At 62.4% G+C, this 26,589-nt stretch carries 28 protein-coding genes and 3 pseudogenes; 12 read left to right on the top strand and 19 right to left on the bottom strand.

From position 1 onward, the window contains the following. Window positions 1-663 precede the first annotated feature (663 nt). Both V5B39_RS00225 and V5B39_RS00230 read left to right on the top strand, forming a co-directional pair. Entirely contained in the window at window positions 664-1,347 is a 684-nt protein-coding gene (locus V5B39_RS00225) for a class I SAM-dependent methyltransferase (RefSeq protein WP_332340449.1), read from the top strand. Window positions 1,348-1,388: 41 nt separating this feature from the next. Further along, window positions 1,389-2,138, top strand: coding sequence for a lipopolysaccharide kinase InaA family protein (locus V5B39_RS00230; protein ID WP_332340451.1), 750 nt, complete (start codon window positions 1,389-1,391; stop codon window positions 2,136-2,138). Window positions 2,139-2,150: 12 nt separating this feature from the next. Here the strand turns inward: V5B39_RS00230 and V5B39_RS00235 are convergent, their stop codons facing one another. From V5B39_RS00235 to crcB, 3 genes are all read right to left on the bottom strand, one after another. After that, a complete protein-coding gene (locus V5B39_RS00235; RefSeq protein ID WP_332340792.1) occupies window positions 2,151-3,320 on the bottom strand; it encodes an MFS transporter in 1,170 nt (389 codons plus the stop codon). A gap of 16 nt (window positions 3,321-3,336) precedes the next feature. Then, a complete protein-coding gene (locus V5B39_RS00240) occupies window positions 3,337-3,690 on the bottom strand; it encodes a DUF190 domain-containing protein (protein WP_332340453.1) in 354 nt (117 codons plus the stop codon). 63 nt (window positions 3,691-3,753) lie between these two features. Continuing rightward, window positions 3,754-4,140, bottom strand: a complete 387-nt coding sequence (gene crcB / locus V5B39_RS00245; RefSeq protein ID WP_332340455.1) for a fluoride efflux transporter CrcB — start codon at window positions 4,138-4,140, stop codon at window positions 3,754-3,756. Window positions 4,141-4,411: 271 nt separating this feature from the next. Here crcB and V5B39_RS00250 point away from each other — a divergent pair, with 271 nt between their 5' ends. Then, the gene (locus V5B39_RS00250; RefSeq protein ID WP_332340457.1) at window positions 4,412-5,152 is read left to right on the top strand and encodes an FkbM family methyltransferase; all 741 of its coding nucleotides are present in this window, start codon (window positions 4,412-4,414) and stop codon (window positions 5,150-5,152) included. A gap of 21 nt (window positions 5,153-5,173) precedes the next feature. On the opposite strand, the pseudogene V5B39_RS00255 reads toward V5B39_RS00250, so the two are convergent. Beyond that, window positions 5,174-5,380, bottom strand: a pseudogene (locus V5B39_RS00255) (caspase family protein); the annotation flags it as partial. Between the two features lie 110 nt (window positions 5,381-5,490). On the opposite strand from V5B39_RS00255, the gene V5B39_RS00260 reads away from it, so the two are divergent. Then, window positions 5,491-5,724 carry a hypothetical protein gene (locus V5B39_RS00260; RefSeq protein ID WP_332340459.1) on the top strand — a complete coding sequence of 78 codons (234 nt, stop codon included), beginning with the start codon at window positions 5,491-5,493 and terminating at the stop codon, window positions 5,722-5,724. Window positions 5,725-5,744: 20 nt separating this feature from the next. On the opposite strand, the gene V5B39_RS00265 is transcribed toward V5B39_RS00260, so the two are convergent. The 7 genes from V5B39_RS00265 to V5B39_RS00295 form a co-directional block, all read right to left on the bottom strand. Further along, window positions 5,745-6,089 carry a transcriptional regulator gene (locus V5B39_RS00265; RefSeq protein ID WP_332340461.1) on the bottom strand — a complete coding sequence of 115 codons (345 nt, stop codon included), beginning with the start codon at window positions 6,087-6,089 and terminating at the stop codon, window positions 5,745-5,747. A 1-nt stretch (window position 6,090) separates the two neighbouring features. Continuing rightward, window positions 6,091-6,372 carry a toxin-antitoxin system TumE family protein gene (locus V5B39_RS00270; RefSeq protein ID WP_332340463.1) on the bottom strand — a complete coding sequence of 94 codons (282 nt, stop codon included), beginning with the start codon at window positions 6,370-6,372 and terminating at the stop codon, window positions 6,091-6,093. Between the two features lie 200 nt (window positions 6,373-6,572). Next, complete coding sequence (locus V5B39_RS00275; RefSeq protein WP_332340465.1) at window positions 6,573-7,091, bottom strand: hydrogenase maturation protease; 519 nt, start codon at window positions 7,089-7,091, stop codon at window positions 6,573-6,575. A gap of 117 nt (window positions 7,092-7,208) precedes the next feature. Next, entirely contained in the window at window positions 7,209-8,720 is a 1,512-nt protein-coding gene (locus V5B39_RS00280; RefSeq protein ID WP_332340467.1) for a Ni/Fe hydrogenase subunit alpha, read from the bottom strand. An 11-nt stretch (window positions 8,721-8,731) separates the two neighbouring features. Beyond that, on the bottom strand, window positions 8,732-9,295 hold the full coding sequence (locus V5B39_RS00285; RefSeq protein ID WP_332340469.1) for an NADP oxidoreductase: 564 nt from the start codon (window positions 9,293-9,295) through the stop codon (window positions 8,732-8,734). 1 nt (window position 9,296) lies between these two features. After that, entirely contained in the window at window positions 9,297-10,028 is a 732-nt protein-coding gene (locus V5B39_RS00290) for a 2Fe-2S iron-sulfur cluster-binding protein (protein ID WP_332340471.1), read from the bottom strand. After that, window positions 10,025-11,866, bottom strand: coding sequence for an NAD(P)H-dependent oxidoreductase subunit E (locus tag V5B39_RS00295; protein WP_332340473.1), 1,842 nt, complete (start codon window positions 11,864-11,866; stop codon window positions 10,025-10,027). Before V5B39_RS00295 ends, V5B39_RS00290 begins: the two co-directional genes overlap by 4 nt. 334 nt (window positions 11,867-12,200) lie before the next feature. Between V5B39_RS00295 and V5B39_RS00300 the strand changes: the two genes are divergently transcribed. Continuing rightward, window positions 12,201-13,616: a bifunctional enoyl-CoA hydratase/phosphate acetyltransferase gene (locus V5B39_RS00300; RefSeq protein WP_332340475.1), complete on the top strand. Its 1,416-nt coding sequence runs from the start codon at window positions 12,201-12,203 to the stop codon at window positions 13,614-13,616. A 127-nt stretch (window positions 13,617-13,743) separates the two neighbouring features. On the opposite strand, the pseudogene V5B39_RS00305 reads toward V5B39_RS00300, so the two are convergent. Both V5B39_RS00305 and mutL read right to left on the bottom strand, forming a co-directional pair. After that, window positions 13,744-14,880: pseudogene (locus V5B39_RS00305) on the bottom strand (IS3 family transposase). Window positions 14,881-14,968: 88 nt separating this feature from the next. Beyond that, window positions 14,969-15,403: pseudogene (gene mutL, locus V5B39_RS00310) on the bottom strand (DNA mismatch repair endonuclease MutL); the annotation flags it as partial. Window positions 15,404-15,484: 81 nt separating this feature from the next. Here mutL and V5B39_RS00315 point away from each other — a divergent pair. The 5 genes from V5B39_RS00315 to V5B39_RS00335 are packed head-to-tail and all read left to right on the top strand — an operon-like array spanning window position 15,485 to window position 20,458. Then, complete coding sequence (locus V5B39_RS00315) at window positions 15,485-16,126, top strand: DedA family protein (RefSeq protein WP_332340794.1); 642 nt, start codon at window positions 15,485-15,487, stop codon at window positions 16,124-16,126. Beyond that, complete coding sequence (gene purN, locus V5B39_RS00320; RefSeq protein WP_332340477.1) at window positions 16,123-16,776, top strand: phosphoribosylglycinamide formyltransferase; 654 nt, start codon at window positions 16,123-16,125, stop codon at window positions 16,774-16,776. Before V5B39_RS00315 ends, purN begins: the two co-directional genes overlap by 4 nt. A 12-nt stretch (window positions 16,777-16,788) precedes the next feature. After that, on the top strand, window positions 16,789-17,838 hold the full coding sequence (locus tag V5B39_RS00325) for a DUF3108 domain-containing protein (protein WP_332340479.1): 1,050 nt from the start codon (window positions 16,789-16,791) through the stop codon (window positions 17,836-17,838). Further along, a complete protein-coding gene (locus tag V5B39_RS00330; protein WP_332340481.1) occupies window positions 17,835-19,106 on the top strand; it encodes an RsmB/NOP family class I SAM-dependent RNA methyltransferase in 1,272 nt (423 codons plus the stop codon). The genes V5B39_RS00325 and V5B39_RS00330 overlap by 4 nt, the downstream gene beginning before the upstream one ends. Beyond that, on the top strand, window positions 19,103-20,458 hold the full coding sequence (locus V5B39_RS00335) for a mechanosensitive ion channel family protein (RefSeq protein WP_332340483.1): 1,356 nt from the start codon (window positions 19,103-19,105) through the stop codon (window positions 20,456-20,458). Before V5B39_RS00330 ends, V5B39_RS00335 begins: the two co-directional genes overlap by 4 nt. Before the next feature lie 56 nt (window positions 20,459-20,514). Here the strand turns inward: V5B39_RS00335 and V5B39_RS00340 are convergent, their stop codons facing one another. The 4 genes from V5B39_RS00340 to V5B39_RS00355 form a co-directional block, all read right to left on the bottom strand. Further along, window positions 20,515-20,706: a hypothetical protein gene (locus V5B39_RS00340; RefSeq protein WP_332340485.1), complete on the bottom strand. Its 192-nt coding sequence runs from the start codon at window positions 20,704-20,706 to the stop codon at window positions 20,515-20,517. 5 nt (window positions 20,707-20,711) lie between these two features. Continuing rightward, a complete protein-coding gene (locus V5B39_RS00345) occupies window positions 20,712-20,873 on the bottom strand; it encodes a hypothetical protein (protein ID WP_332340487.1) in 162 nt (53 codons plus the stop codon). Window positions 20,874-20,952: 79 nt separating this feature from the next. Continuing rightward, window positions 20,953-22,359, bottom strand: coding sequence for an ATP-binding protein (locus V5B39_RS00350; RefSeq protein WP_332340489.1), 1,407 nt, complete (start codon window positions 22,357-22,359; stop codon window positions 20,953-20,955). Then, the gene (locus V5B39_RS00355; RefSeq protein WP_332340491.1) at window positions 22,346-23,068 is read right to left on the bottom strand and encodes a winged helix-turn-helix domain-containing protein; all 723 of its coding nucleotides are present in this window, start codon (window positions 23,066-23,068) and stop codon (window positions 22,346-22,348) included. Before V5B39_RS00355 ends, V5B39_RS00350 begins: the two co-directional genes overlap by 14 nt. Before the next feature lie 170 nt (window positions 23,069-23,238). Here V5B39_RS00355 and V5B39_RS00360 point away from each other — a divergent pair, with 170 nt between their 5' ends. Together V5B39_RS00360 and V5B39_RS00365 are read left to right on the top strand one after the other, a co-directional pair. Further along, the gene (locus V5B39_RS00360; protein WP_332340492.1) at window positions 23,239-24,402 is read left to right on the top strand and encodes a DesA family fatty acid desaturase; all 1,164 of its coding nucleotides are present in this window, start codon (window positions 23,239-23,241) and stop codon (window positions 24,400-24,402) included. 13 nt (window positions 24,403-24,415) lie between these two features. Beyond that, a complete protein-coding gene (locus V5B39_RS00365) occupies window positions 24,416-24,907 on the top strand; it encodes a disulfide bond formation protein B (protein ID WP_332340494.1) in 492 nt (163 codons plus the stop codon). 19 nt (window positions 24,908-24,926) lie between these two features. Here the strand turns inward: V5B39_RS00365 and dut are convergent, their stop codons facing one another. Beyond that, on the bottom strand, window positions 24,927-25,388 hold the full coding sequence (dut, locus tag V5B39_RS00370) for a dUTP diphosphatase (protein WP_332340496.1): 462 nt from the start codon (window positions 25,386-25,388) through the stop codon (window positions 24,927-24,929). Then, a complete protein-coding gene (gene coaBC / locus V5B39_RS00375) occupies window positions 25,385-26,581 on the bottom strand; it encodes a bifunctional phosphopantothenoylcysteine decarboxylase/phosphopantothenate--cysteine ligase CoaBC (protein ID WP_332340498.1) in 1,197 nt (398 codons plus the stop codon). Before coaBC ends, dut begins: the two co-directional genes overlap by 4 nt. Between the last annotated feature and the right edge of the window lie 8 nt (window positions 26,582-26,589).

Below are 26,589 nucleotides of genomic sequence, written 5' to 3' on the forward strand. Positions count from 1 at the left end.
GAGGGACGAGGCGATGACGCGGGGCAGTGGCCGGGAGGCCAATGCGAGCGCCAGTCACGGGTAGACATGGTCGGCGCAAAATCCTCTGAGGGGAATCGTCGTGCAGCGCAAATCACCATTCCAGTTCGCGCAATAATCCGTGCTTCGCCGCCACCCTTCGGCCGGCCACGGGTCGCCGTCAACGTCGACCCGCACGGGCGCCAAGTCTTCACGACATGGACGTCAGCCGAGAGCCGCTGGCGGCAGCAGCCGTGACCAATCCCTACCTGCGGCACCCTCGAATACACGCCCGAGGGCAACGCGGTCGCGCTTACTACGTGACTCGCACCGGCGAGCCAGGGGTCGTGCGAGGGGGACCGGATTGTCTTGCGTCGGGTTGTCGGAACGGGTTGGACGGTATCCACAAGATGGCTACCATGCCTATCTCTTCAGCCAGTCGGGCGCGTCATGACCATGCACAGTCAATAGCACGAGGCATGCCATGTACCTGAGTAGTGACGCCGTTTTTTACGTGCGCAGCCTGGTTCCCGATGCGCAACGATAAGATTCATGCGATTGCCCTGCCACAGGCCTCTGCCAACCGTGCCGACAGCCAGCTCTATGGTATGCTTGGCTCTCCGCCGCACACCCCCGCCACACCACGCCCCCACGCCAAGCGACGACATGAGCGACCAGCAGAAACCGGCCATTCACCTGTCCTTTTCGGACAAGTACACCGATACTCATTCACAGGAGTACTTCCGGAAGCACAACGAGAAAAAGCTCTCCGACCGCATGGAGCATCGCATGGCCGCCCGCGCCCTGGCCCTGGCCGGCAACCCGGCGTCGGTTCTGGACCTGCCCTGTGGCACGGGGCGCTTTTGGTCGATGCTGGCCGAGAACCCGCAACGCGAACTGCTGGCAGCCGATTACAGCGCAGCCATGCTCGAAATCGCCGGGAAAGTGCGCGACCCGGCCGTCGTGCGACGTTTCCACCTGTTGCAATGTTCTGCCTTCGAGATCACCTTGCCCGACGACCGTGTCGACTGCATCTTTTCGATTCGCCTCATGCACCACATTGGCGAATCGGCCGACCGCCTGGCGATGTTGAAGGAATTTCGTCGCGTGACCCGCGATACGGTGGTGCTGTCGCTGTGGGTAGACGGCAACTACAAGGCCTGGCGCCGCCGCCGGCTTGAACAGAAGCGCCTGCAACAAGGCGAAAAGAGCGACAACCGCTTCATCGTACAGCGCGCCCAGTTCGAACGTGAGTGCCGTGATGCCGGCTTCGAGATCGTCGGCCACCTCGATTTCCTGCCGCGCCTGTTCATGTGGCGCACCTATGTTCTGCGCAAGAAAGCCGTCTAGCCTGTGCATCGCACGGCATTCCCGGTGAAGGCTCGCGCTTGGTGAAAGCTCGTGATCTGTTTCCGGACGAGTTGGCGCGCGAGCAACTGAGCGCCAGCCAGCTCGCTGACTTCGAAGGGCTGTGGTCACTCAGCACCGACTGGCACGAAGCCCCCAATGAACGCCGTGGCGGCTGGAGTGGCGTCAGCCGGCATGTGCTCGATGATGGCAGCGCCATCTTCCTGAAACGACAGGAAAACCATCTCTGCCGAACGCTACGTCACCCCTGGCGCGGCATCCCGACCTTCTACCGCGAGTACCTGAACATCCTGCGCCTCAGTGCGCGCCAGGTTGGTGCCGTCGAGGCGCTCTATTACGGCGACCGGCAGGAATCCGCCCGCTGGCGTGCGATTCTGGTGACGCGCGCGCTCGACGGCTTCATCAGCCTCGATGAGTGGAATGTCGCGGTCGGGCATGGCCAGCCGTCGCAGCGTCCATCCCTGATCACGGCCATTGCCCGTGCCTGCGCCCGCCTCCATCATCATGGCCTGCAGCACAGTTGCCTGTACGGCAAGCATGTATTCGTCCGTCGCATACCGGCGATAGGCAACACCTATCAGGAAAGTGACGTGCGTTTCATCGATCTGGAAAAGCTGCGCCAGGGTATCAGTCGTGAGCGCGTGCGCAGGCATGATCTCGATCAGTTGCTGCGTCACACCGGCGGCTGGAATGATGGCGACTGGAACATTTTCCATGCCGCCTACCGGCAACAGCGAGTGGCTTTGCAGGAGCAAGCGGTCACGGTTCGCTGAAAATGCGTATCCTCATTCACTCCGCCGCAGTACCCACAGGTGCAGCAGAAGCGCCGCCAACGAAGCACAGGCCGAAGAGAAGGCAAAAGCCACGAGCGGACTGGCGAATTGCCACAACCCGCCGAAGATCACCGAGGCAGGCAGCAGCAGAATACCCGCGGTCAGGTTGAACCAGCCGTAAGCGGTGCCCAGCATTTCCTTGCTCACCAGGTCGGCGACCAGCGCCTTCTCAGCCCCTTCGGTGGCCGCCAGGAACAGACCGTAGAATGCGAACAGCGGCCACAGCAGCAGCGGCTGCGGATTTACCCCGAGCAGCAAGTAGAACACGCTATAGACGCCCCAGCCGCCAACGATCAGACGGGTGCGGCCGAGCCTGTCGGACAGTGCCGAGAGCGGCGTGGAAAAGAGCGCTGCACTGCAGGACACCAGCGCCCAGAGCAGCGGTATCTGGTATTCAGCGAGACCGAGTTCCTTTGCCCGTAGCAGCAGGAACATGTTCGATGAGTTGCCCAGGGTGAACAGCGCCAGTACTCCCAGGTAACGTTTGAACGGTGGCGGCAGGCCTTGCAAGCTCCAATTGAAAGGCTTTCCCGCTGCCGGCGCGTCCCGCTGCGGTTCCCTGACCGCCAGCGTCAGGGCAACCGTGATCGCGCCCCCCAGCGTAGCCCAGAGAAAGATGTTGGCCAATGGCACTCGCTCGGCGAGCAGCCAGGCCGCCAGCAGCGGCCCGACGACGGCCCCGGCGTTGTCCAGTGCACGATGAAATCCGAAGGCCAGTCCGCGCCGGCTCGGCTCCACCGTCAACGCCACCAGCGCATCCCGCGGCGAACTGCGCAGGCCCTTGCCGACCCGGTCGGCAAAGCGCAGCAACAGCAACATCGGCCAGGAAGTGGCGAAGGCCAGCAACGGGCGTGCGATCGCAGCCAGCGCATAACCGCCAACCACCCAGGGTTTGGCCGAGCCGCGACGATCGGCGAGCACGCCGGAAAGAAGTTTGAGCAGACTCCCGGTCGCTTCAGCAATCCCCTCGATGATGCCCAAGGCCTTCGGGCCGGCCATCAATACCGAGGCCAGGTAGATCGGCAGCAGCGGGTAGATCAGCTCGCTGGTGGAATCATTGAAAAAACTCACCAGGCCGAGCAGCCAGACGGTCCGCGGCAATTCGCGCAGGTTTCCGAGCATGTTCACGGTTTTTGCGTCAATCGTCCGTGGCCATATCCGGCGGGTCCAGGGCATCCGGATGGATGATCGCGAACTGAGCCGGGATGCGCGTGTAAAAGATGCGGAAATTCTCCCGGCGAACCAGATCGAGCAGGCGTTTTCCTTCTTCCTCGGTGACCATGAACTCGACCTCGATCCCGCCGCTTCCAGCCAGTTCAAAGAAACGGTCTTCATGCAAGGCATGACGTCGCCCGAAACCACCGATCGAGCGAAACGCCGAACCGCCCCGGATTCCGAGTTGGTTGCCTCGTTCGAGCAACCACTCCCAGAGCTGAACACCGTGACATTCCTCGCGTTCACTGACGTAGAATCTCAAAAATGAGCCTTCCATGCGGGTCTCCCTGTCCTTGAAACCTCTTTGTCGCGTCACTCCCGCCTGCCCCAGGTGGCAGCATCAGGCCGAATTCCTTACCCAGACGATGGTGGCCATGCCGGCAAAAGTCATGAAAACCGAGCCCACGACATGTGCCGCGACAATACCGAGAGCCCACAAGACACGCCCCTGCTGCAGCAGGGTCGCCAGTTCGGCGGAAAAAGTCGAGAAAGTGGTCAACCCGCCGCAGAACCCGGTAATCACCAGCAGACGCCATTCCGGAGAGAGGGCCGAGAACGAGGCGAAGAAAGCAATCGCCAGACCGATCACGTAGGCACCGATCAGGTTCGCGACCAGCGTGCCGGGCGGGATGGTCGGGAAAAGTGCGTTGAGCTTGATCCCGAGCTGCCAGCGCAGTAGTGCGCCGAGTGCAGCACCGACGGCGATGGCAAGGATCGATTTCCACATACACAACTGCGCCTTAGGAACATGTGGCGGGTGCGGTCAGGCAGGAAGCCTACACGGACCAGCCGCAAAGCATGAGGCCCCGGTCGCCGGCGGCTCCAGGAGGAATACAATCTTCCCTTCCGGAGACCCAATATAGCATTGGATCTTGTTTGCTGAATAGTCGCCATCGGGAGGCCCTCCCTAACCGTCATGATTTCCGAACGGGGGGTGTCGGTATCGCCATGACCGTTAGCGGGACTGACTCGCTACCTGTTCAACTGTAAGGAGAGAGATGAAACTTGTTCCTGCATTGGCCGGCTTGTTTGGCTACGATGCGATTTCCCGCCGCAAGAATCACCTGCAACTCGACAGGCACCTGCTGCACGTCCTCGACAAGCACGCGATTGATACGGTCATCGATGTGGGCGCCAATGCCGGGCAATTTTCATTACGCTTGCGCGCTGCCGGATTCGCCGGACGCATCGAGGCCTTTGAGCCGATTCCGGCGATGGCCCGTGCGCTCGCCGAGCAATTCGCCGCCGACCGTTTGTTCACGGCCCATTCTTGCGGGCTGGCCGAACAGGATGGGGCGATGGAACTCAACATCCTTGCCGGCAGCGATTTTTCATCGTTCCTGAAAACCAACGAGAAATCCGAGCAGTATTTCCCTCACCGCACCGGTCTGAAGGAAATCATCGAGGTGCCGGTCAGACGTCTGGACGGCATCGAGGGCATTGCCGCGCCGGACAATCGCCTGCTACTCAAACTGGACACGCAGGGATTTGACCTCAAGGTGTTCTCGGGGGCGACGGCCTTGCTGCCACAGATCAGGGCCGTCCTGATCGAGTGTTCGGTGATCCCGCTCTACGAAGGAACTCCTGGTTTCATCGAATCACTGTCCGTGTTCGAGGAGGCTGGATTCCTGCCGTCCGGCTTCTTCCCCGTCTCGCGCGACAAAACGACCCTGGCGATCATCGAATTCGACTGCATGCTGGTGCGTGGCCTGGCGGCAACCCAGAGGTTGCCGGCTTGAAGGGGATAGGAGCATGGCTTCGCGCGTCTGGTTCTTCCTTTCGATAACCTCAAAGCCAAAACCACGCAGGGCTTTGGCGATGTCTTCGGCGTCATGCACCGGGTTGGCCAGCTTGGGCAGGTTGTCGGGGTACTGGTAGTCGCCATTGCCGATCACCAGCGCAACGCGGCGCCCTCCACCGGAGGAGGGGACGGTAAGCGCTTTGTTGCCGGCGGCTGGCGTCGAGATGGCGGGGCCGGAGCAGCGGCGATCAACAGTTACTGTGAAAGTCGCGTACGCGACTCACGAACCTCCCCTCCCCCCTCGCGGGGGAGGGGTTGGGGGAGAGGGAAACGGTCATGACTTTCATGATTGGGGGGGCCTGGAAAAGTCATGACCGTTTGTCGAGTGAATCCAGGAAGCCAGGCTTCGTCGGCGGCTCCTGCTGCGCATGGACAGGCGAAAGGCAGACGGCCGCGATGGCAATCGCCAAAAGCAGGCAGGCTGACAAGATCGGAAGAAGTCTGGACCGCATAGCCAAAAAAATTTATCCTCCCAATGGCATCAGCACAAGATTTTCCATTTTTGCCTGAAGCGTCAGCGTTCTCGAAAATCACGCCGCCGTCAGAATGAAATCCACATGCACTGCATCGTAAGGAAAACGAAACCCCGCCTGGTCGCGCTCGATCAACCCAGTGGCCAGCAACGAATGGACGTCTGCATGCACGCCGCGCACGTCGCGCGCCACGCGCCGCGCAATTTCCCGTAGTGCGAGCGGCCCAGCACCCGTCATCACCTTGAGGATGTCCCAGCGTAGCGGCGTCAGCGCGCGCCATAGCGCGCGCTCATCGACAAAGCCAATGAAGGGTGCCATGCGCTTGCCGGTGGTCATTGCGCGTATGAAGCGAGCGTTGATCTCTTCGCGCGACGCGACGCCAATGGTTACGGTGTTTGTCATGTCATTTTCTCCAATCATCGACGGCGGCCCAGAAGTCCGCCAAAAGCTGTTCCAGCGAGGTGAACACGTACGGCGCCTCTGCTTCGCCGCGGTGGAAGTGGTCCCCCTTGCCGGCCTCGTTATCGAAGCGGAGCACGCACACCCCATTCACCACGTAAGCCAGGCTGTACTTCAGGTCGTGCATGCTGCCGGGCACCTGGGCCGGCACCCGGAATACACGCACAGCGACAAAAGCATGATCCCCTTGAGGGTAGCGGTCATCGAGGATCAGCATGGCTGACATGTTGTAAATGCTAACAACAGTGATGGGCGTTGTAAAGCAATGCAACAGGCGGCCACCCGCGGTTACAATACGCTGAATACGCTGTCAAGTTTTTCGGTTCCTCGATTGCGAAACGTTCCAAAAATGGCTGGCGCGTCTTTGCTGCTGCCCATCGCTGAGGGCGCTCTTCCGATAGCGAAGCTGACTGTCCGCTTTGAAGTCTACTCCCCCCCGCTCACGCGAGCCTGCCAGGCGCCCACGTCAGCGGCACGACACAACTCGTTGAGTAGTTCAAACGCGGCATGGGCGTGGCGCGTCGCGACGGGGCTCAACCCCTCCCCCAACTCGAAGCGCTCACCGCGCACACAGAGTATGAAAGCCGGCGGTGGCGCTTCGCGACTGATTCGCGGCAGGACGGCGAGCACCGATTCGGGAGGCAGGGAATGTGTGCTCGGACTGGCAGAGTCGATGGCCTGCGCCCGACGAAAGACAAAAGGCGCTGGCGTCTGCTGCCCGGCGTCGATGAACAGCGCTAGGCGCCGTCCGACGAGGTCCAGAGCATGCTCGACCTGCAACTGGAAGTCGGTGATCAGCTCGAAGTCGTCGGCCAGACCGGCGCAACCCGCGGTTTCGAGCCAGGTCTGCAGGCGATCGAGGAGGATCGGTCCGAGTGCGTCGTCACCGCGGCTGGGGTTGCCGCAGGCCAGGATTACGACCGGAGCGAGCGAGACCAGCGGCACTCCCGAGGCCTCAGTTCGCAGGTCGGGTTGGCGTCGCCCTTCGGCATTGCTCAGGACAGGCGCAACCCGACACTTCCGCCGCAGGCTGTTGGGTTACGCCCAGCGGGCTAACCCAACCTACGACTGGGCGCATCTCGGAGTCCGGGCGTTCGATGGGTCTGAACTGATTTGCTCGATGACGCGCCCGGCGGCATCCAGCAATTCAAGCTGCAGCGGCATCTTGCCGAGCGCATGCGTGGCGCAGGAGAGGCAGGGGTCGAAAGCGCGAATCGCAACCTCGATATGGTTCAACAAACTTTCGCTGAGCTGGCGACCGTTGAGGTAACGGCGGGCGACGCGGCGGATCGCCTCGTTCATCGGCTGATTGTTGTGCGTTGTCGAGACGATCAGGTTGCACAGGGTCACCAGATCGTCGTCGTCGACACGGTAGTGGTGGATCAGCGTGCCGCGCGGTGCTTCGATGACACCGACGCCCTCGCGCTTGCGGGTGCCGCTGCTGCACAGTTCGCTCCCGGAAAGATCGTCGTCGTAAAGCAGATCACCGATCTTCTCGGCAGCGTGCAGCATCTCGATCATGCGCGCCCAGTGATAGGCCAGCGGTGCGTGGATCAGTTGGCCATGGCCGTGGTCGATGAACTCGCGGCGCTCGACCTCGGCGAGGGGTGTCGGAATCGAATCGCAGTTCTGCACGCGCGCCAGCGGCCCGACCTTGTACCAGCCCTCCTGCGAGCCGAGCGTCGCGAGGAAGGGAAATTTCATGTAACTCCATGGTTTGACTTCCTCGCGGATCAGCTCATGGTAGTGGCTGACCGCGAAACCGTCGACGAGGATCTTGCCGTCGGCGTCACGCGCGCGCAGCGCGCCATCGTAAAAGTCGAGCGCACCGTCGGGGCCGACCAGCGACAGGAGGTTCGAGCGAAAAGTGCCAAAACCGTCGTAGAGATCCGGATCAGCCGCATGCAGACGCTTGACGAGTTGCACTGCCTGCCGGCTCGAGCAGATGACCGACCCGATTTCGGCCAGCAAGCCCTCGCGTTCGGAGCGACTCAAGGCGCGGTTGACGCCACCGGGAATCGCACCGGTGCCATGCACGCGCTTGCCGGCGGTCAGGCGAATCACTTCCTGGCCGAACTTGCGCAGCAGGACGCCCTGCTTGGCCACTTCGGGATACGCTGCTGCAACGCCGACGATGTTGCGCCGGCCAGCCTCGCTATCGAAACCGAAAAGCAGGTCCGGCGAGGAGAGATGAAAGAAATGCAGCGCATGCGACTGCAGAATCTGCCCGTAGTGCATCAGGCGGCGCAGTTTTTCGGCACTCGGCGTCAAGGGCGCGGCGCCGACCACCCGGTCGAGCGCCTTGGCAGCCGCCAGATGGTGCGAGACCGGGCAGATCCCGCACAGACGCTGCACCATCACCGGCACTTCCCAGTAGGGTCGTCCCTGGATGAACTTCTCGAAACCGCGGAATTCGACGATGTGCAGGCGAACCTGTTGCACCTGATCGTTCTCGTCGAGCAGCAAGCTCACCTTGCCGTGGCCTTCGACGCGTGACACCGGGTCGATCGCCACCCGGCGCAGCGTGCCGATGTCGGCAGGCGCGGTTTCGAGTGCAAACAAGGCGTCTGCCATGCTGGCCTCCATCAATCAAAATGCAGCAGGGGATATCCGAGCCGTGGTGTCCGCCCATCGAGCAGATCGGTCAGGAATTTCCAGATCGCGTCGCCCGACGGTGGGCAGCCGGGAATGAAGTAATCGACGCGGACGATTTCATGAATCGGGTGCACCTTGTCGAGTGGCAGCGGCAATTCCGGATCGTTGGGCACCTGCCCGTTGACGATTCCCGGCCCGGTCAGATAGACCTCCTGCAGGCACCGGCCGAGGTCGAGATGGTTACGCTGCGCCGGTAGCCCGCCATTGACCGCACAGGCGCCGATGGCGATCAGCACCTTGCAGTGGTGGCGAAACTCCTGCAGCACGTGGATGTTCTCGGCGTTGCAGATGCCGCCTTCGATCAGGCCGATGTCGCAAGGGCCGCAGGTCTTGATGTCGGTCAGCGGTGAGCGGTCGAATTCGACCCGTTCAAGCAGTTCCAGCAAACGCTCGTCGATGTCGAGAAAAGCCATGTGGCAACCAAAGCAGCCAGCCAGCGAAGTCGTCGCCAGACGTAGCTTCCGCAGTTTCCGGCTCTCGAGCACAGCGTTCATCTCAGGCCTCCTCCTCGGTCACACTCCGGTTGCCCAGGCGCTCGACCTGCATGCCGATCGGTTCGAGATCGAAGCGACGCTTGCCGATCGGGATCGCAAAGCCCTTGCGTTTCTCGATGATCACCCCGACCGGGCAGACATGCGCCGCCTGGTCGGTCAGCGAAAAATCGGTATCGGCCAGCCGCCCGGACTCGGCATTGACGATCAGATGCTTGGTCAGGCCTCGCCCGGAGAGAGCAAAGACATTCTTGCCATCGACGTCACGGCTGGCGCGCACGCACAGCTCGCAGAGAATGCAGCGATTGAAGTCGAGCAGCAGATCGGGGTGCGAAGCATCGAGCGGCCGGTTTGGGTAGAATTGGTTGAAATGTGGCGACAGCATTTCAAGTTCGTAGGCCAGCGCCTGCAGCATGCAGTTGCCGCTCTGTTCGCACGAGGGGCAGAAATGATTGCCTTCGACGAACAGCATCTGCAGCATCGTCCGCCGTTTGTCGTTGAGATCCGGCGAATTGTTCTCGACCTCCATGCCATCCTTCGCCGGCATCGTGCACGACGACACGTAACGGCCGTTGGCCTTCACCGTACAGAGTTTGCAACTGCCTTGTGGCTTGAACCCAGGGTGATGACAGAGGTGTGGAATGAAAATCTCGGCGGCCATCGCTGCGTCCATGATCGTCTGTCCGTCCTCGAAAGGCACCGGCAGACCGTCGAGCAGAATATGGGGCGTTTTCATGGCGCACCTCCCGTCAGTCGGGCGGCCAGACCGAAGTGCGCTGCCGCATCGTCGCGCCCGGTCATCTGGCGAGCCGCGTCGAGCGTCTGGTCGAGGTCGAACGCCGGCGCGAAGTCGAGTGAGCGCAGGCGTCGCTCATACGCCGGGCGAAACTTGTTGAGCGTATCGAACAAGGGATTGCACGCCGACTGGCCGAGCCCGCAATGGCTGGCGGCATGCAGCAGGCGATGGATCTTGAAAATCTCGTTGATGTCGTACTGCGAGCCCCGTCCGTCGGCGATCTTGTCCATGCAGTTGGCGACCAGCGCGGTGCCTACGCGGCAGGGCGTACAAAAGCCGCAGCTCTCGTGCGCGAAGAAGTGGGCGAAATTGCGCGCTACCTCGAACATGTCGCGATGCGCGCCGAAAACCATGAAAGCGCCTGCCGTCGGCACATCCTCAAAAGCAATGTGGCGGGAAAACTCGTGCATCCCGAGGCAGATTCCCGAAGGCCCGCTGACCTGCACCGCCTGTGCGTTCCCGGCGCCGCAGTCCTTGAGCACCTGCGCCACCGAAACGCCGAAGGGGTATTCGTAGATTCCCGGTGTTTCGACATCGCCCGAGATCGACAGAAGCTTGGTGCCGGTCGACTGCTTGGTGCCCAGACCGGCGAACCAGGCGCCCCCATGGACCGCGATCAACGCCGCCTTGCACAGTGTCTCGACGTTGTTCACCACCGTCGGCTGCCCGCGATAACCGACGCTGACCGGGAAAGGCGGGCGAATCCGCGGTACGCCGCGCTTGCCTTCGAGCGATTCGAGCAGCGCTGATTCCTCGCCGCAGACGTAGGCTCCGGCACCGAGATGAATGTCGATCTCGAAGTCACGACCCGCCTGACCGCACAGCGACTTTCCCAGGAGGCCGCTCTGCCGGCGTCGCGCGAGGTTGGCACGCAAGGCCGGCAGCAGGTACGCATACTCGCCGCGCAGGTAGAGCAGGCCCTTGCCGGCACCGATCGTCAAACCCGCGACGCTCATGCCGTCGAAAACCAGGTCGGCATAACTGGAGAGCAGCACGCGATCCTTGAAGGTGCCGGGTTCGCCCTCGTCGGCATTGCAGACCACGTAGCGGTCGGGGTGTTCGCCCTGGCCTTCTGCCCGGCGTGCCGACTCCCACTTGATCTGCGTGGTGAAACCGGCTCCCCCGCGTCCGCGCAGATTGGACGCTTTCATTTCGGCAAGCATCGCCTCGGCACCGCGCGCAATCGCCGCCCGAATCGCTTCGCCAGCCGGCCAGCACACGTTCAGCAGGACATCGCGGCGGCGCAGATGGTCATCGACCCGGAAGTATTCCCCCGGCCAGTCGGCCAGGGGCACCTGTGCCCGGATCAGTTCGCTGATGCGGTCGATGCGCTCGGCCGACAAGCGTGTCAGCGCCTGCCCATTGACCAGCAGCGCTGGCCCTTGGTCGCACATGCCGGTGCAGGAGGTGGTATCGACGCTGACCAGCCCCTCCTCGGAAACCTTGCCGCGCTCGATCCACAGCCGGTTGCACAGGCGATCCATCAGATCGACGCTGCCGAGCATGCGATCGGTGATGTTGTCCGAGAACAGCACACGATAGCGACCGACCGGCGCCAGGTGCAGGAAGGAATAGAAACCGGCAACGCCTTCGACGCGCGCGCGCGGCAGTTTGAGCGCCCTGGCGATCGCGGTCAGCGCCGCTGCCGGCAGGTAAGCCAGCGCGTCCTGCACTGCCAGCAGAATCTGCAGCAACTGGCCCGGATCACCCCCATGACGGTCGATGATCGGCGGCAGCAGTCCATCCAGCCTGGCGGCATCAAAACATTCTTCCGTCACGACAGTCTCCCGGTGAGTGCAGCGATTTCCGATCCACTCCGGAAAGCCTAGCCTCTCCATCGCAGTCCGTACTGATGCAGGTCAACAAAATGTCCAATCGGCCACCGGACAGTGCTGCGCAGACGCAGATCGCCATGGTATTTTGTGTTGCGTTGCAGCATAATGACATCCATCAGTGAGTCATTGCCGATTCCGGGGGGGGTCACTGCGGCGACTGGCCAGCCTCGTCGCTGCGAGAGCCTGCAGCGGGTCAGTGGCAGACTCCTGGGCAGTGGCGGGTACCTATCCCGACCGCGTTCTGATCACCCCTGCAATCGTCATTCGGAGCCCCAGCATGCACTTTGAGACCCCTCTCGAATTTCTCGAAAGTCGAACCTACGACGAGATCCATGTCGGTGACAGCTCGTCACTGATCCGCACACTGCGCCCGGAGGACGTCAAACTCTTCGCCCTGATGTCCGGCGACATGAATCCCGCACTGGCCAATGCCGAATTCCGCCACAGCGGCCTGTTCCAGGATTTCATCGCGCACGGCATGTGGACCGCATCACTGATGTCGACCACCCTGGGAACGCAGTTCCCAGGGCCGGGAACCGTCCTGATCGAATCGACCGTGCACTTTGCGCGGCCGGTGACCATCGGCGATACCGTCACCGTAACGCTCACCGTCAAACAGAAGTTCGACCACAACCACCACATCATCCTCGACTGTACCTGTTTCAATCAGGATCAGTTGCTGGTGGTGTCGGGCAGCGCCGAAGTGTTGGCGCCGCGGGAAAAAATCCGCACCAAGCGCACGACCATGCCGGAGATCACCATATCCGACAAATATGCGCGGCTGCAGGTGCTGGTCAAGCGTGCCGAAGGCCTGGCACCGATCGACATGACGGTGGTTCACCCCTGCGATCGTGAATCGCTCAGGGGCGCCCTGCTCGCCGCCGAGGCGAACCTGATCGACCCGATTCTGATCGGACCCGAGCAGAAGATTCGCGCCGTCGCAGAGGAAAATGGCTTCGACCTCGGATCGCACCGGATCGTGAACGTCAAGCACAGCCATGAAGCCGCGGCCATGGCCGTGACGCTGATCCGCAGCCACGACGCCGAGGCCCTGATGAAGGGCAGCCTGCACACCGATGAACTGATGGCCGAGGTGATTGCCCGCAGCACGGGCCTGCGCACCGAGCGGCGCATCAGCCATGTCTTCCTGATGGACGTGCCGACCTATCCGCGGCCGGTGATGATCACCGATGCGGCGGTCAATATCCTGCCGACGCTGCACGAGAAGGTCGACATCATCCAGAACGCCATCGATCTCGCGCACATCATCGGCACCGCCGAACCCAAGGTCGCGATCCTTTCGGCGGTCGAGACCGTCAACCCCAAGATCCAGTCTACGCTCGATGCCGCCGCGCTGTGCAAGATGGCCGACCGCGGCCAGATCAAAGGCGGCCTGCTCGACGGTCCCCTCGCTTTTGACAACGCCGTCTCGCTGGTCGCCGCCAAGACCAAGGGAATCAGCTCGGCGGTCGCCGGACGCGCCGACATCCTCGTCGTCCCCGACCTCGAATCCGGCAACATGCTCGCCAAACAGCTCGAATACCTGGGCAACGCACTCAGCGCTGGCATCGTCCTCGGCGCGCGCGTGCCGATCGTCCTCACCAGCCGCGCCGACACCGCCGAAACGCGCATTGCCTCGTGCGTGATCGCCGCGCTGATCGCGCACGCCGCCCGCGAGAAACAGGCGAGCTAACGGCCATGACTTTTCCAGGCACCCCCGATCATGACAGTCATGACCGTTTCCCTCTTTTTTCCACGGCAGGCGGCCCGATGCGCGACAGCGCATCGTCCACCAATCCACGGAGCCCTTTCCGCATGCCTTATGCCGCGGTTCGGATGGCGGAAGCGGGTGCCACGAAGTAGGCGGCGCCCGGTGTCTGGCCATCGAGCGAGCGATGGGGCCGTCGCTCGTTGTAAAAGCGCAGACGTGGCCAGGGTTGGCTTTCGCATCGGCGACGCTGTCATAGGCCTTGAGATAGACTTCCTCGTACTTGACCGTCTTCCACAGCCGTTCGACAAAGACCTTGTCCCGCCAGGACCCCTTGCCATCCAGGCTGATCCGGATGCCGTGCGCCTTGAGCATCCCCGTGAATTCGCCGCGGGTGAACGGGCCACCCTGGTCGGTATTGGAGATCTCCGGGCCACCGTGCCGGTGGATGGCTTCCCGGACCGCGTCCAGACAGAAGTCGGTGGAGGGTGTTGGACAGCCGCCAGGCGAGCGCCCGCCGCGAGTACCCGTCGATCACGGCGAACAGGGAGAGGAAGCCCCGGCGCATCGGGATGTCGGTGATGTCTGCCGCCCACACCTGGTTGGGCCGCTCGATCGCGAGATCGCGCAGGGAGATACGGATGGATTTCCTCGCCGCGCTGCCGGCGAGAGGTGTGGGGCTTTCGATAGAGCGCTTCGATCCCCATGCACGCCATCAGGGTGCCGAGGTGTCGGCGGCCGGCCTGGAAACCCTCACGGCGCAGCAGATCGTGCAACAGGCGGGCGCCGGCGAAGGGGGGCTCCAGATGCCACTCGTCGATCCGGCGCATTAGCGCCAGGTCCTCCGCCGAGACCTCGCGGGGCGTGTCGTACGCGCTCGAACGGGCTACCCCGAGGAGGGCGCGCACTGATGCGCGACAGGAAGCTTGTGCTTGCGGTCAATCCTCGTCTTGCGCTCAGCAAGCCCGCCTGGGTGAGCGCATGTTCTAAAAAATCGTTCTCCAGCGTCCGCTGTCCGATCTTGACGTGCCGTTTCGTCAAGTCCGGATCACTGCTCGCAGGACCTCCGGCATCCCCAAAAACCTGAACCGCACGCTCCGTCAGTGGCCGCTTCCAGTCCGTGATCTGGTTGGGGTGAATGGTCATCCTGCTGCGCCAGCTCGGCCAGCGTCTCGTCGCTCTTCAGCGCCACCAGCGCCACTTGCGCCTTGAATGCCGGCGTGTGGTTCCAACTCGTCCTTCTCGTCATGCTCTTGCTCCTGTTGGGGCTGCTTCCGCAGCCGTTCGTGGGGCAAGGCTACCCCTTATCCTGCTGTCCGAAATTCCGGGGTCACCTCTTCGATCAGGGTCCCGACGAGCAGGGCCGCCGGTTCGGGTGTCGCTCCAGCTTCCGCGCAGAGCCGCCAGGCATGCTGTCCGGCGGTGCTGCCCGCCGGCTGCCGGCTGGTGAGAGTGACCCGCGCGACGGCAGCCACCGAAGCCAGCGCTTCACCACGAAAACCGAGCGTGCCGACGCGTTCGAGATCGTCAAGCGAACTGATCTTCGAGGTCGCGTGCCGGACCAGTGCCAGCGCCAGCTCGTCGCGGGTGATGCCGCGGCCGTCGTCAATGACGCGAATCAGCTTGACGCCGCCTTCCTCGAGCTGGATCTGGAGGGTCGAGCTGCCGGCGTCGAGGGCATTTTCCAGCAGTTCCTTGAGTACCGAGGCCGGCCGATCGATGACTTCGCCGGCAGCGATCTGGCTGATCAAGCGATCGGGCAGGAGATGGATGCGGGGGGTTCAAGCATCGATCCATTCTACCGGCCCGGCTTCCGGTAGAATCGCGCCTTGCCTCCAGCCTCCCTTGCGACGATGGAATACCTGACCAGCTTTATCGACATCATCCTGCACCTCGACAAGCACCTGGCGATGCTGGTGCAGCAATACGGGCCGTGGATCTATGCGATCCTCTTCGTGATCATCTTCAGCGAGACCGGCTTTGTGGTGACACCTTTCCTGCCTGGTGATTCGCTGCTCTTCGTTGCCGGTGCGCTGGCAGCGCTGGGGGGCATGCAGATCGGCGTCCTGCTCGCAGTGCTGGCCACCGCCGCGGTGCTCGGCAACATGCTCAACTACCAGATCGGTCGCTATCTCGGGCCGAAGGTCTTCCACTGGGAACAATCGCGCTTTTTCAACCGATCGGCACTCGAAAAGACGCACGCCTTTTACGAGAAGCACGGTGGCAAGACCCTGGTCATTTCGCGTTTCCTGCCGCTGTTCCGAACCTTTGCGCCGTTCGTGGCGGGCATCGGCGCGATGAACTACGGAAAATTTACGTTCTTCAACCTGATCGGCGGGCTCGGCTGGGTTGGATCGCTGACCCTGGCGGGCTACTGGTTCGGCAACCTGCCGTGGATTCAGCAGAATCTGACCCTGGTGATCGTCGCGATCATCGTGATTTCGCTGCTGCCGGTATTCGTCGGTTGGCTGCAACACCATAAGGCTAGCGCATGATTACGATGGTGATCCTGATCTCCGGGCGCGGCAGCAACCTCACTTCGCTGCTGAACGCAGCAACCTCCGGAGCGATGCCGGCGCGTATCGTCGGCGTCATCTCCAACCGGGCCGATGCCCTGGGCCTGCAGACGGCCGAAGCACACGGCGTGCCGACGTGCGTCATCGACCATCGGGCGTTTGCCGAGCGCGAACAATTCGATGTCGCCGTCGCCGCAGCGATTGACAGCTTCGCACCGGACCTCGTGGTGCTGGCAGGATTCATGCGGATTCTCGGCAAGGCTTTCGTGCGTCGCTACGAGCATCGCCTGATCAACATTCACCCTTCGCTATTACCGGCATTTCCCGGTCTGCACACGCACCGCCGCGCGCTGGCCGAGGGCGTCCGGATTCACGGCTGCACCGTACACTTCGTGACCCCCGACCTGGATCATGGACCGGTCATCGTGCAGGCGGCCGTGCCGGTACTTGACGATGATGACGAAGCGACGCTCGCCGCGCGCGTCCTGGCGCAGGAACATCAGGTCTACCCGTTGGCGGTACGCTGGTTTGCCGAAGGTCGCCTGCATCTGCGCAACGGACGCGTATGGCTGGATATGCCGCAGGCTGGTGGCATGGCGCTGATCGCTCCGCAGTTGGTTGCGGGGTAGTTCGGCAAACCGATGCCTGTTGTTCTGATCATTGCCTTCGTTGCCTCGCTCGGAGTCCACTCGCTGCTGCTCTTTGCTCCGGATATCGACTTGTCGACCGGCAGCGAATCGCCGATGCTGGTCGCTGAACTGAAGATGCCGCCAACACCAATGTCAACACCAACGCCACAGCCGCCGGCGGCAAGGCCCGAGACCAAGCCCGTGGCGGCGAATCGGCGTTCTGTGCGACGCCCGGCGGCCATGCCAGCCGAGCCGTCGGTCATGGCTATGCGTGATTCGCCGGTGCCCATTCCTGCACCGGGGTCAGGGCAGGAACCCGGCCCGGAGCCCGGCCCGGAGCCCGCACAGGAGGGGATGCACCTGCCCGAGGCTGCACCGGATCTGCCGTCTTCCTTGGCGCCGGTCGCGGCGCTGCCGGTGGCGTCACAGTTGCCGACGCACGGCAGGATTCGTTACCGCGTCGATCGCGGCGATCAGGGTTTTGAGATTGGTTTCTCGATTCACGATTGGGAGGTCGTCGACGGCAGCTACCGGATCACAGCGGTGACCGAAACCAGCGGGCTGGTCGGGTTTTTCAGGCCGTTGCGTTTCGAAATCGAAAGTCGCGGTCGGTGGACTGTTGCCGGATTGCTCCCCGAGCGGGTCGTGACTCACCAGAGGGGGCGCGCAACCGGCCAGCAAGCCGAGTTCGACTGGGAGACAGGGCAGTTGCGTATCGACGGTCGGCCCGCGCAGGCCTTGCGCCCCGGTACTCAGGACTTGTTGAGTTTTCCTTATCAGTTGGGTTTGCTGCCTGACCTCGGCACGGGCCGCAGCTTGCCGATCGTGACCGGCAGGAGGTACGCGGATTTTCGCGTCGAAGTCGTCGGTGACGAGGACCTCGAAATTCCGGCAGGAACTTTTCGCTGCCGGCACCTGCGCGTACCCGGCGTGGCCACGACCGAGCTCTGGCTGGCCTATCAGCATGCGTTGTTGCCGGTGAAAATTCAGCATCTCGACCGCAAGGGCGATCTTTACGTGCAGGTTGCGACCGCCATTGAAATCAGCCAGGAACCGCAATGACTACCAGCAGCGCGCGTTTTACTCCCGCCCTTTTTCGTCATGCCGAAGCGTTGCTGTCGGAACTGTTGCGCTCGGTTTTCCCGGCTGACCTGGTGGTTTCCCGCTATTTTCGCCAGCATCGCGAACTCGGTCATGCCGACCGCGGTTTCGTTGCCGAGACGGTGTTCGCGGTGCTGCGCCGCAAGCGCTCGTTGTCGGCGCGTTGTGCCGACGAGCCGACCTCAAGGCGGTTGCTGCTCGCCGCGCTGGCCTGCCTGCAGGGAATGAACCGGCGCCAACTGGCGGATGTTCTGAGCGAATCCGAAAGCAAATGGCTGGCGCAGGCCAAGGCGGTGAAGATCGACGAACTGCCACCGGCAGTTCGCCTCGATCTGCCCGATTGGCTGTATGCCGAGTTCATCGCGCAGTACGCAGCCGATGAAATCGAGCGCCTGGCAAACGGCCTCAATCAGCCGGCGCCGCTGGATCTGCGCGTCAATCCCTTGAAGGCTGGTCGATCGGAAGTATTGTCGCGCTTGCTGGCCGACGGGCTGGCGGCCGAGGCCTGTCGCCATTCGCCGCTGGGAATTCGTTTGCTCGGCAAGCCTGCCCTGTCGAAACATCCATTATTCATCGATGGCAGCATCGAAGTGCAGGATGAAGGCAGCCAGTTGCTTGGTTTCCTGTTGCAGCCCCGGCGCGGCGAAATGGTCGCCGACTTCTGTGCGGGGGCAGGTGGCAAAACCTTGTTGCTTGGGGCGCTGATGCGTTCGCAGGGCCGGCTTTATGCCTTTGATGTCGCCGAGCGGCGGCTGGCCAGGCTGAAACCACGCCTGGCACGTTCTGGCCTGTCGAATGTGTATCCGCTGCAGATCGAATCCGAACGTGACACCAAAATCCGGCGCCTTGCCGGCAAACTCGATCGGGTGCTGGTCGATGCGCCATGTTCCGGCCTGGGCACCCTGCGTCGCAACCCGGACCTGAAGTGGCGGCAGATGCCGGCAAGTGTTGCCGAGCTGTGTGCCAAACAGGCGGCGATTCTCGCAGCCGCCGGAAGTCTGGTCAAAGCGGGTGGCCGCCTCGTCTATGCGACCTGCAGCCTGCTCGAAGTCGAGAACGAGGCAGTGGTCCAGGCTTTCCTGGCGCAGCACCCGGACTTTGTTCCGTGTTCGGCACAGGACATTCTGGCCAGGCAGGGGATCGTGATCGATGTCGGCGAGCGCCTGCGATTGCTTCCTCATCAACACGGGACCGACGCCTTTTATGCGGCAGTAATGGAGCGGCGATGAACGAAAAGGCGATGTTTGCCCTGCTGTTCGAACTCTGGCGGGATTTTCGGGAGCCCGCTTTTCTCTGGCAGGTGCTGGCGTTGGGTGCGAGTCTGCTGCTCGCCTGGGGAGGGTCGCGCTACGGTCGACGGCACGAGTTCGCGCGCGCGAGCACGGCGCATGGGGCCTTGCGCGCCTTCGGTACCGGCAGCCTGAAGCGCGTCGCTTTTCCCCTGCTGGCGCTGCTGTCGGTGCTGATTGTCCGCCAGAGCTTCAGGCACTGGCAGCTCGGGCCGGTCAGCCTGCTTGATCTGGCCGTGCCATTGCTGCTCTCGATGGCACTGGTGCGGGCGGCGATCTATGTTCTGCGCCACGCCTTCTCGCCGAGTGGCTGGCTGGCCAGTTCCGAGCGCTTCATCGCCACCGCGATCTGGTTTTGCCTGGCACTCTATCTGACCGGGCTTGCAGAACCTCTGATCGAGATCCTCGAACAGGTGAGTTTTCACGTCGGCAAGCAGAAGCTGGACCTGTGGACCCTATTGACTGGCCTGGTGACCGTCGTCATCACGGTTCTGGTCGCACTCTGGCTCTCGGGCGAGATCGAGGCTCGTCTGCTCGCCAGCGAGACACTGGACCCGAATCTGCGCGTGGTGCTGGGCCGCCTGGTCAAGGCGGTGCTGTCGGTGGTGGCCTTGTTGCTGAGCCTGTCGATCGTCGGTATCGACATCACTGCGCTGTCGGTGTTCAGTGGTGCACTCGCCGTCGGTCTCGGACTCGGACTGCAGAAAATCGCCAGCAATTACGTCAGTGGCTTCATCATTTTGCTCGACCGCTCGATTCGCATCGGTAACCTGGTCGCCCTCGACGCGACGACTTCCGGGGTGGTCACCCAGATCACCGCCCGTTATACGGTCCTGCGCACGCTGGCTGGCACCGAGGTGATCATTCCCAATGAGTATCTGGTGTCGAACATCGTGCGCAATGAGTCCTTCACCGATTCACGATTACGGGTGGTGGTGCCGGTGCAGGTAGCCTACGGTACCGATCTCGAACAGGCGATGCGCCTGATGACCGAGGCGGCGCAGGCGCAGCCCCGCGTATTAGCCGAACCGGCACCGCAAGCGTTGCTGACACTGTTTGCCGATAGTGGCATCAATCTCGAACTCGGTTTCTGGATTGCCGACCCGCAGGCCGGGACCGGTAGCGTTCGTTCGGCAATCAACTTGTCGATCTGGCGATCATTCCACGAGCATGGCATCGAGATTCCGTTCCCGCAGCGCGAGATCCGCCTGCTGGGTGGTGCGCTGCCGGCGACCGCAGGGGATGGTTCGAGCAACGAAAAAAATCCCGTGCCGAAGTCGGCACGGGATTGAAGGCCCATCGTTGCGATGGGCTACAGGGGAGGGGGTAAAATCAATTGCCGAGGCTTTCAAAGGGAGCCGCGGCGCTTGCGCCTGCTCGACCAGCAGCGTGCGCCGTACCAGATCAGCGCGCCGGTCGCGGCGATCAGCGAAGCCTTCAGAAGTTCCATTTCGCCGGCGCTGAGCACATCCCAGGCGACGATCCCGATGAAGATACCGATTCCTTCGGTTAGCGGGAAGGGCGGCGGGGGGTGCGCCACCGCCCTCATCTACCCGTATGTCCGCCGTGCTCTTTCTCGCCGCAGTGGTGGCTGGTGGAATCGTCTTCAGGAATGCCTTGCCGGCCGGCAGAGGCCGCGTCGCTGGCAAAAAGGTGTTGGCGTGAGGTGGCGAGAAAGTGCTCGCAGTGCAGGTTGAAATCGCTCATCTGGTTTTCCTTTGGCGTTGTTCTGTACATGGGAAGCGATGATAGGGGCGGACCAGACTGTCCGTCTGCAGCAATTGCGTCAGCTTTCCGTGACGTTCTGTGACAGAGGCCAGCTGAGCGTGAAACGTGCACCGCCAAGCGGCGATGCCGCGGCGCTGGCATTGCCGCCATGCTGTTCCAGCACCAGCCGTGCGATCGCCAGTCCGAGACCGTAACCTCCGGTCGCCCGGTCGCGCGAACGGTCGAGTCGGGTAAAGGCCGAGAAAACGCGTTCGCGCTCATCAACCGGGATGCCGATGCCGTCATCGTCGACGTGTACCTGGATCTGGTCATCCAGCACTTCTGCACTGACCATGATCCGTGTTCTGGCATACTTGATGGCATTGCGCAGCAGGTTGGTGATTGCATACGGCATGCTCTTGCGATCGAGTTCGACACGCAGCAGCGGCGGCAAGGTGCTGTGGTCGACCTGCAGTTCCAGCCTGCGCGCCAGCATGCGGCTGGCTTCCACCTGTTCTTCAAGCCAGGGAGCGATTTCGACTGCAGTCAGGTCGAGTTCAGGCTGTTCGCGCTCGAAGCGGGCATAGGTCAGACTGGAATCGATCAGGCCATCGAGTTCATCGAGGTCGGCTTCCATGGTTCGCGACAAACGCTCGCGCTCGCACGGGTCGGGGGTGTCCGCCAGTATCTCGAGCGCGAAGCGCAGGCGTGCAATCGGGGTGCGCAACTCGTGCGAGATGGCACTCGACAACTCCTTCTGTGTCGCGATCAGTCGCTGGATACGTTCGGCCATGCCGTTCAGGGTTTCTGCCAGTGGTCTGAAAGCGCTGCTGCGCATGCTTGGAGCGCGTGCTTCGAAGAGTCCCTCGCCGAGGGCGCGTGCGGTCTGGCGCATCGCTTCCAGGTCTCGCCAAACCGGATGCACCCATAGCCATACGACAATCGCCAGACAGACCCCGATCAGACTCCAGGTCAGCAGACTGATGCGTAGGTCGAGCGGAATCCCGCGCGGGTATTCCGGGTTGCGCTCGGGCGAGATTGGGCCGACCACCAGAATTTGCGGGGTTTGTTTGAGGCGGTGGTAGATGATGTCTCCCTGCACGTCGATTGCCAGTTCGCCACTATCGAGTCTCGCCGCCTGAGTGGGAGGTAGATTGAGCGTCCAGCGGTCTACGATGCCAAGTTTATAGGCGAATTTTCGATCGAGCGCCTCGATCGCCTTTGGCCATTCCGAACGCGGTCTGCGGAACAGTTCGTCTTCGATCAGGAGCACCGTGCCACGCATGAAGCGGCTGGTGTAGTCGTCGGTGATGCCCTTGACCGCCGTCGAAATGACGAAGTCGGCAAAGATCGCAATCGCTACGAAGGAGCCCATGACCAGCAGGTAAAAATTGAAAAACAGCCGGGACAGACTGTAGCGCCCTCGCCAAGGCGCCGGCTTGTAAGTCGCAAGGATGGCGAGCAATTTGTTGCTATTGCCAGTCATGCTTGCTGAACAGATAGCCCTTGCCGCGCACGGTCTTGATTCGCGTTGGGTTTTCCGGGTCGTCTCCGAGTTTGCGGCGCAGCCTTGAAATGCGGGCGTCGATCGAGCGGTCGAGCCCGTCAAAACCGATGCCGCGCAACTCCTGGAGCAGATCGTCGCGTGACAGGATGTTGCCGGCGTGACGGGCCAACAGCCACAACAGGTCGAATTCGGCCGTGGTCAGGTCGATCGTATCGTTGTCGAGGTGAGTGCTGCGTGTTGCCTGGCTGATGCGAAAGCGGCCAAAAGCCAGCTCGGAGGGTTCGCTCGGTTCCGCAGTGTCGCCGCCAGCGCTGCCCGGATGGACCGGCGAGCGGCGCAGCAGGGCCTTGATGCGCGCCAGCAGCAGGCGCGGCTGTACCGGTTTGGCAATGTAGTCGTCGGCGCCCAGTTCAAGACCCAGGATCTGGTCGAAGTCCTCGTCGCGTGCCGTCAGCATCAGGATGACCCCGCGGTAGTGCGGGCGGACGGCGCGACAGACTTCAAATCCGTCCTTGCCGGGTAGCATGACGTCGAGAATGACCAGGTCGGGTCGCTCGTCGAGAATGCGTGTCTGGGCGGTGTTGCCACGTGCTTCGATCAGGACCTCGAAATCGTTCTTTCGCAGGTACTCGGCAGTCAGATTGGCGAGGCGCTCATCGTCCTCGACCAGCAGGATACGTGTTTTCATTCGCCAATAATAACGGCTTGTGGCGGTGCGTACACACCCGCAGGCCAGAAGGCCAGGATTAGCCTGCCGGCAGCGTCGCTTCCAGGGGTTGTCAGGCCAGTGACAAGACGCTTTGGCGCAGCGGCTGATTGCCTTAGAATCGTGGGCCTGTTCCTCAGAGGATGGTGTTTATGTACGCTGGATTGGTCGATTGGCCCTGGTGGGCTTATATGTTGATGGCACTGGGTCTGACGCATGTCACCATCGCTTCGGTGACCATCTTTCTGCACCGCCATCAGGCACATCGTGCGCTGGATCTGCATCCGCTGATCGCACACTTCTTTCGCTTGTGGCTGTGGTTGAGCACCGGCATGGTGACCAGGGAGTGGGCGTCGATCCACCGCAAGCACCACGCCAAGTGCGAGACTGCCGAAGATCCGCATAGTCCGCAGGTGTTCGGCATCCACAGGGTTCTCTGGGCGGGCGTTTTCCTCTACGTCAGGGAAGCCCGCCAGCAGGACACCATCGCGCGTTACGGCCGCGGCACACCCGATGACTGGATCGAGAACCATCTCTACACGCCGTGGCACAAGCTTGGCGTATTGCTCATGCTGCTCATCGACCTTACGGTTTTCGGCGTGCTGGCTGGCACGCTGATCTGGCTGGTACAGATGGCCTGGATTCCGTTCTGGGCGGCTGGCGTGATCAACGGTCTCGGGCATTTCTGGGGCTATCGCAATTTCAGTTCTCCGGATGCCAGCACCAACATTGCTCCTTGGGGAATTCTGATCGGCGGAGAAGAACTGCACAACAACCATCACACTTTTCCGACCTCCGCCAGATTGTCGATCCACTGGTATGAGGTCGACGTCGGCTGGCTCTATATCCGCATCCTTGCGGCGCTTGGCCTGGCGCAGGTGAAGAAGGTGGCACCCAGGCCGCGTCTGGGTGATCTGCGGCCGGTCGTCGATTTCGACACTCTCCAGGCGGTGATCATCAATCGTTACGATGTGCTCTCTCAGTATGCCCGTTCGCTGAAACAGGTATACCGCGATGAACTTGCCACGCTGCAGAACGGTCGTCGCTTCAAGGGCATGAAGCGTTGGCTGGCGGCGGATGCCGGCGCCGTTCCGCAGGAGCAGCGCAGTCAGCTCGAGTTGCTGCTCGGCGAGAGCCGTGCGCTGCAAATCGCTTATGCCATGCGCCAGGAACTGGCAGTCGTCTGGGAGCGTTCGAATGCTTCCCGCGAGCATCTGCTGCATGTGCTGCAGGACTGGTGCGAGCGTGCCGAAAACTCCGGGGTTCGGCAGTTGCACGAACTCTCGCTGCGTCTGCGCAGTTATGTCCTGGCCTGATCGAATCCCTCTGATGCGTGTTTCGCCACGTGTCGCCTTTGGTCTGCTGGGGCTGGTGGCGCTCGGTTTGACGCTGGCCGGATGGTTGCTCGGCGAGGTGATGAAGCTGCAGGCGTGTCCGCTATGCATCTTTCAACGCCTGCTCTATCTGCTGATCGCCTTGCTCGCACTGGCTGGCGTACTGTTGCCCGGCGGATTCCGCTTCTGGAGCGTGCTGCTCGGCCTGACTGCAGCCGGTGGACTGGCGACTGCGGCCTACCAGAGCTGGCTGCAGTATCTGCCCAACGCGAGCATGGAATGTGGTTTTGGTGAGCCAACGCTGATCGAACAGATCGTCGACTGGTTTGGCATACGCTGGCCGTCGCTGTTCATGGCCACCGGTTTCTGTTCGAGCAAGGATTGGGTGTTCCTCGGACTGTCGATGGCCAACTGGTCAGGTCTTTGTTTCCTGGCCTTTCTCGTCGCTGTCGGGTTGCTGGTGGTGAGGCGTGGCGAGCGCAGGTAGAACGTTTCTCTACTGCCCTTCAGGAATGACCGGTGCTCCCGAAACCGCACGCGCCCCGTGCGCTGCCGATGAATTCTTCGACAACGTCGAACTTGACTCGCAGGACCGGGACCACCACCAATTGAGCCAGACGATCGAGTGGCTGCAAGGTGAAGGGCTGCTGACCGCGGTTCCAGGTCGACACCATGATCTCGCCCTGATAGTCGGAGTCGATCAGCCCGACCAGGTTGCCAAGAACGATGCCATGTTTGTGGCCGAGTCCCGAGCGCGGCAGGATCATTGCGGCCAGTCCAGGGTCGCCGAGGTGGATCGCGATGCCGGTCGGAATCAGCAGCGTTTCCCCAGGCCGGATTTCTACCGATTCGGCGATGCAAGCGCGCAGGTCGAGGCCGGCCGATCCGGGGGTGGCATAATGCGGCGGCTGGTCACGCAGGCGAGGATCGAGCAGCCTGACGTCTACCCGCAGGTCCGGGCGGTTCATCGGCGCTGCTCGAGCAGGGCGGCAATGCGGTCTACGAGCTGGCGCGCAAGCTGGAGCTTGGGCGCGGGTGCCAGCGGGTGCGCACCGTCATCGTCGAACAGGATCAGCGTGTTGTCGTCGCCGCCAAAGCCGTCTGCGATCAGGTTGCCGACGAGTAGCGGGATGTTCTTGCTGCGCCGTTTGTTTTCCGCGTATTCGTGCAGATTCTCGCTCTCGGCAGCAAAACCGACGCAGAGCGGTGGTGTGCGCAGAGCCGCGATCTCGGAGAGGATGTCCGGGTTCTGCACCAGTTCGATCGTCGGCGGCGTCGCCTGTGCGCCTTTCTTGATCTTTTGTGCGATGGGGTTGGCGGGGCGGTAATCGGCGACGGCGGCGACGGCGATGAAGACGTCATTGCCGGCGATCTGGCGGTGTACCGCGGCGTGCATCTGCAGGGCGCTGCTGACCTCGATGCGGTGGACGCCCTGTGGGCAGGGCAGGCTGACTGGGCCGGAGACCAGCGTTACCTGGGCTCCCGCTTCGCGGGCGGCGCGGGCAATCGCATAGCCCATCTTGCCGGTCGACAGGTTGGTGATTCCCCGTACCGGGTCAATCGCCTCGAAGGTCGGCCCTGCGGTCAGCAGCACGCGCCTGCCAGCGAGCCTCTGTGGCTGAAAATGGGCGATCATTTCGGCCAGAATCTCTGCCGCTTCGAGCATCCGTCCCGGCCCACTCTCACCGCAAGCCTGATCCCCACAGCCCGGACCGAGGATGTCCACACCGTCGGCGCGCAGGCTGGCGATGTTGCGGCAGGTAGCCGGGTTGTCCCACATCTGGCGGTTCATGGCGGGAGCCACCAGGAGCCGGCAGTCGCGTGCCAGGACCAGGGTGGTCAACAGGTCGTCGGCCAGTCCGTTGGCCACCTTGGCGAGAAAGTCGGCCGAAGCGGGCGCGACCAGCAGCGCATCGGCTTCCCGGGACAGATCGATATGTGCCATGTTGTTGGCCACGCGCGGATCCCACTGGTCGGTGAACACCGGCTTGCCGGAGAGCGCCTGGAATGTGACTGGTGTGACAAAGTGCGTCGCCGCCTCGCTCATCACCACCTGCACCGAGGCGCCCTCACCGCGCAGCAGGCGAACTAGCTCAGCCGCCTTGTAGGCTGCAATGCCACCGCTGACACCGAAGACGATACGTTTTCCTGCCAGTTCCATGGCGATGC

This window comes from Accumulibacter sp. (assembly GCF_036625275.1).
Taxonomy (GTDB): domain Bacteria; phylum Pseudomonadota; class Gammaproteobacteria; order Burkholderiales; family Rhodocyclaceae; genus Accumulibacter.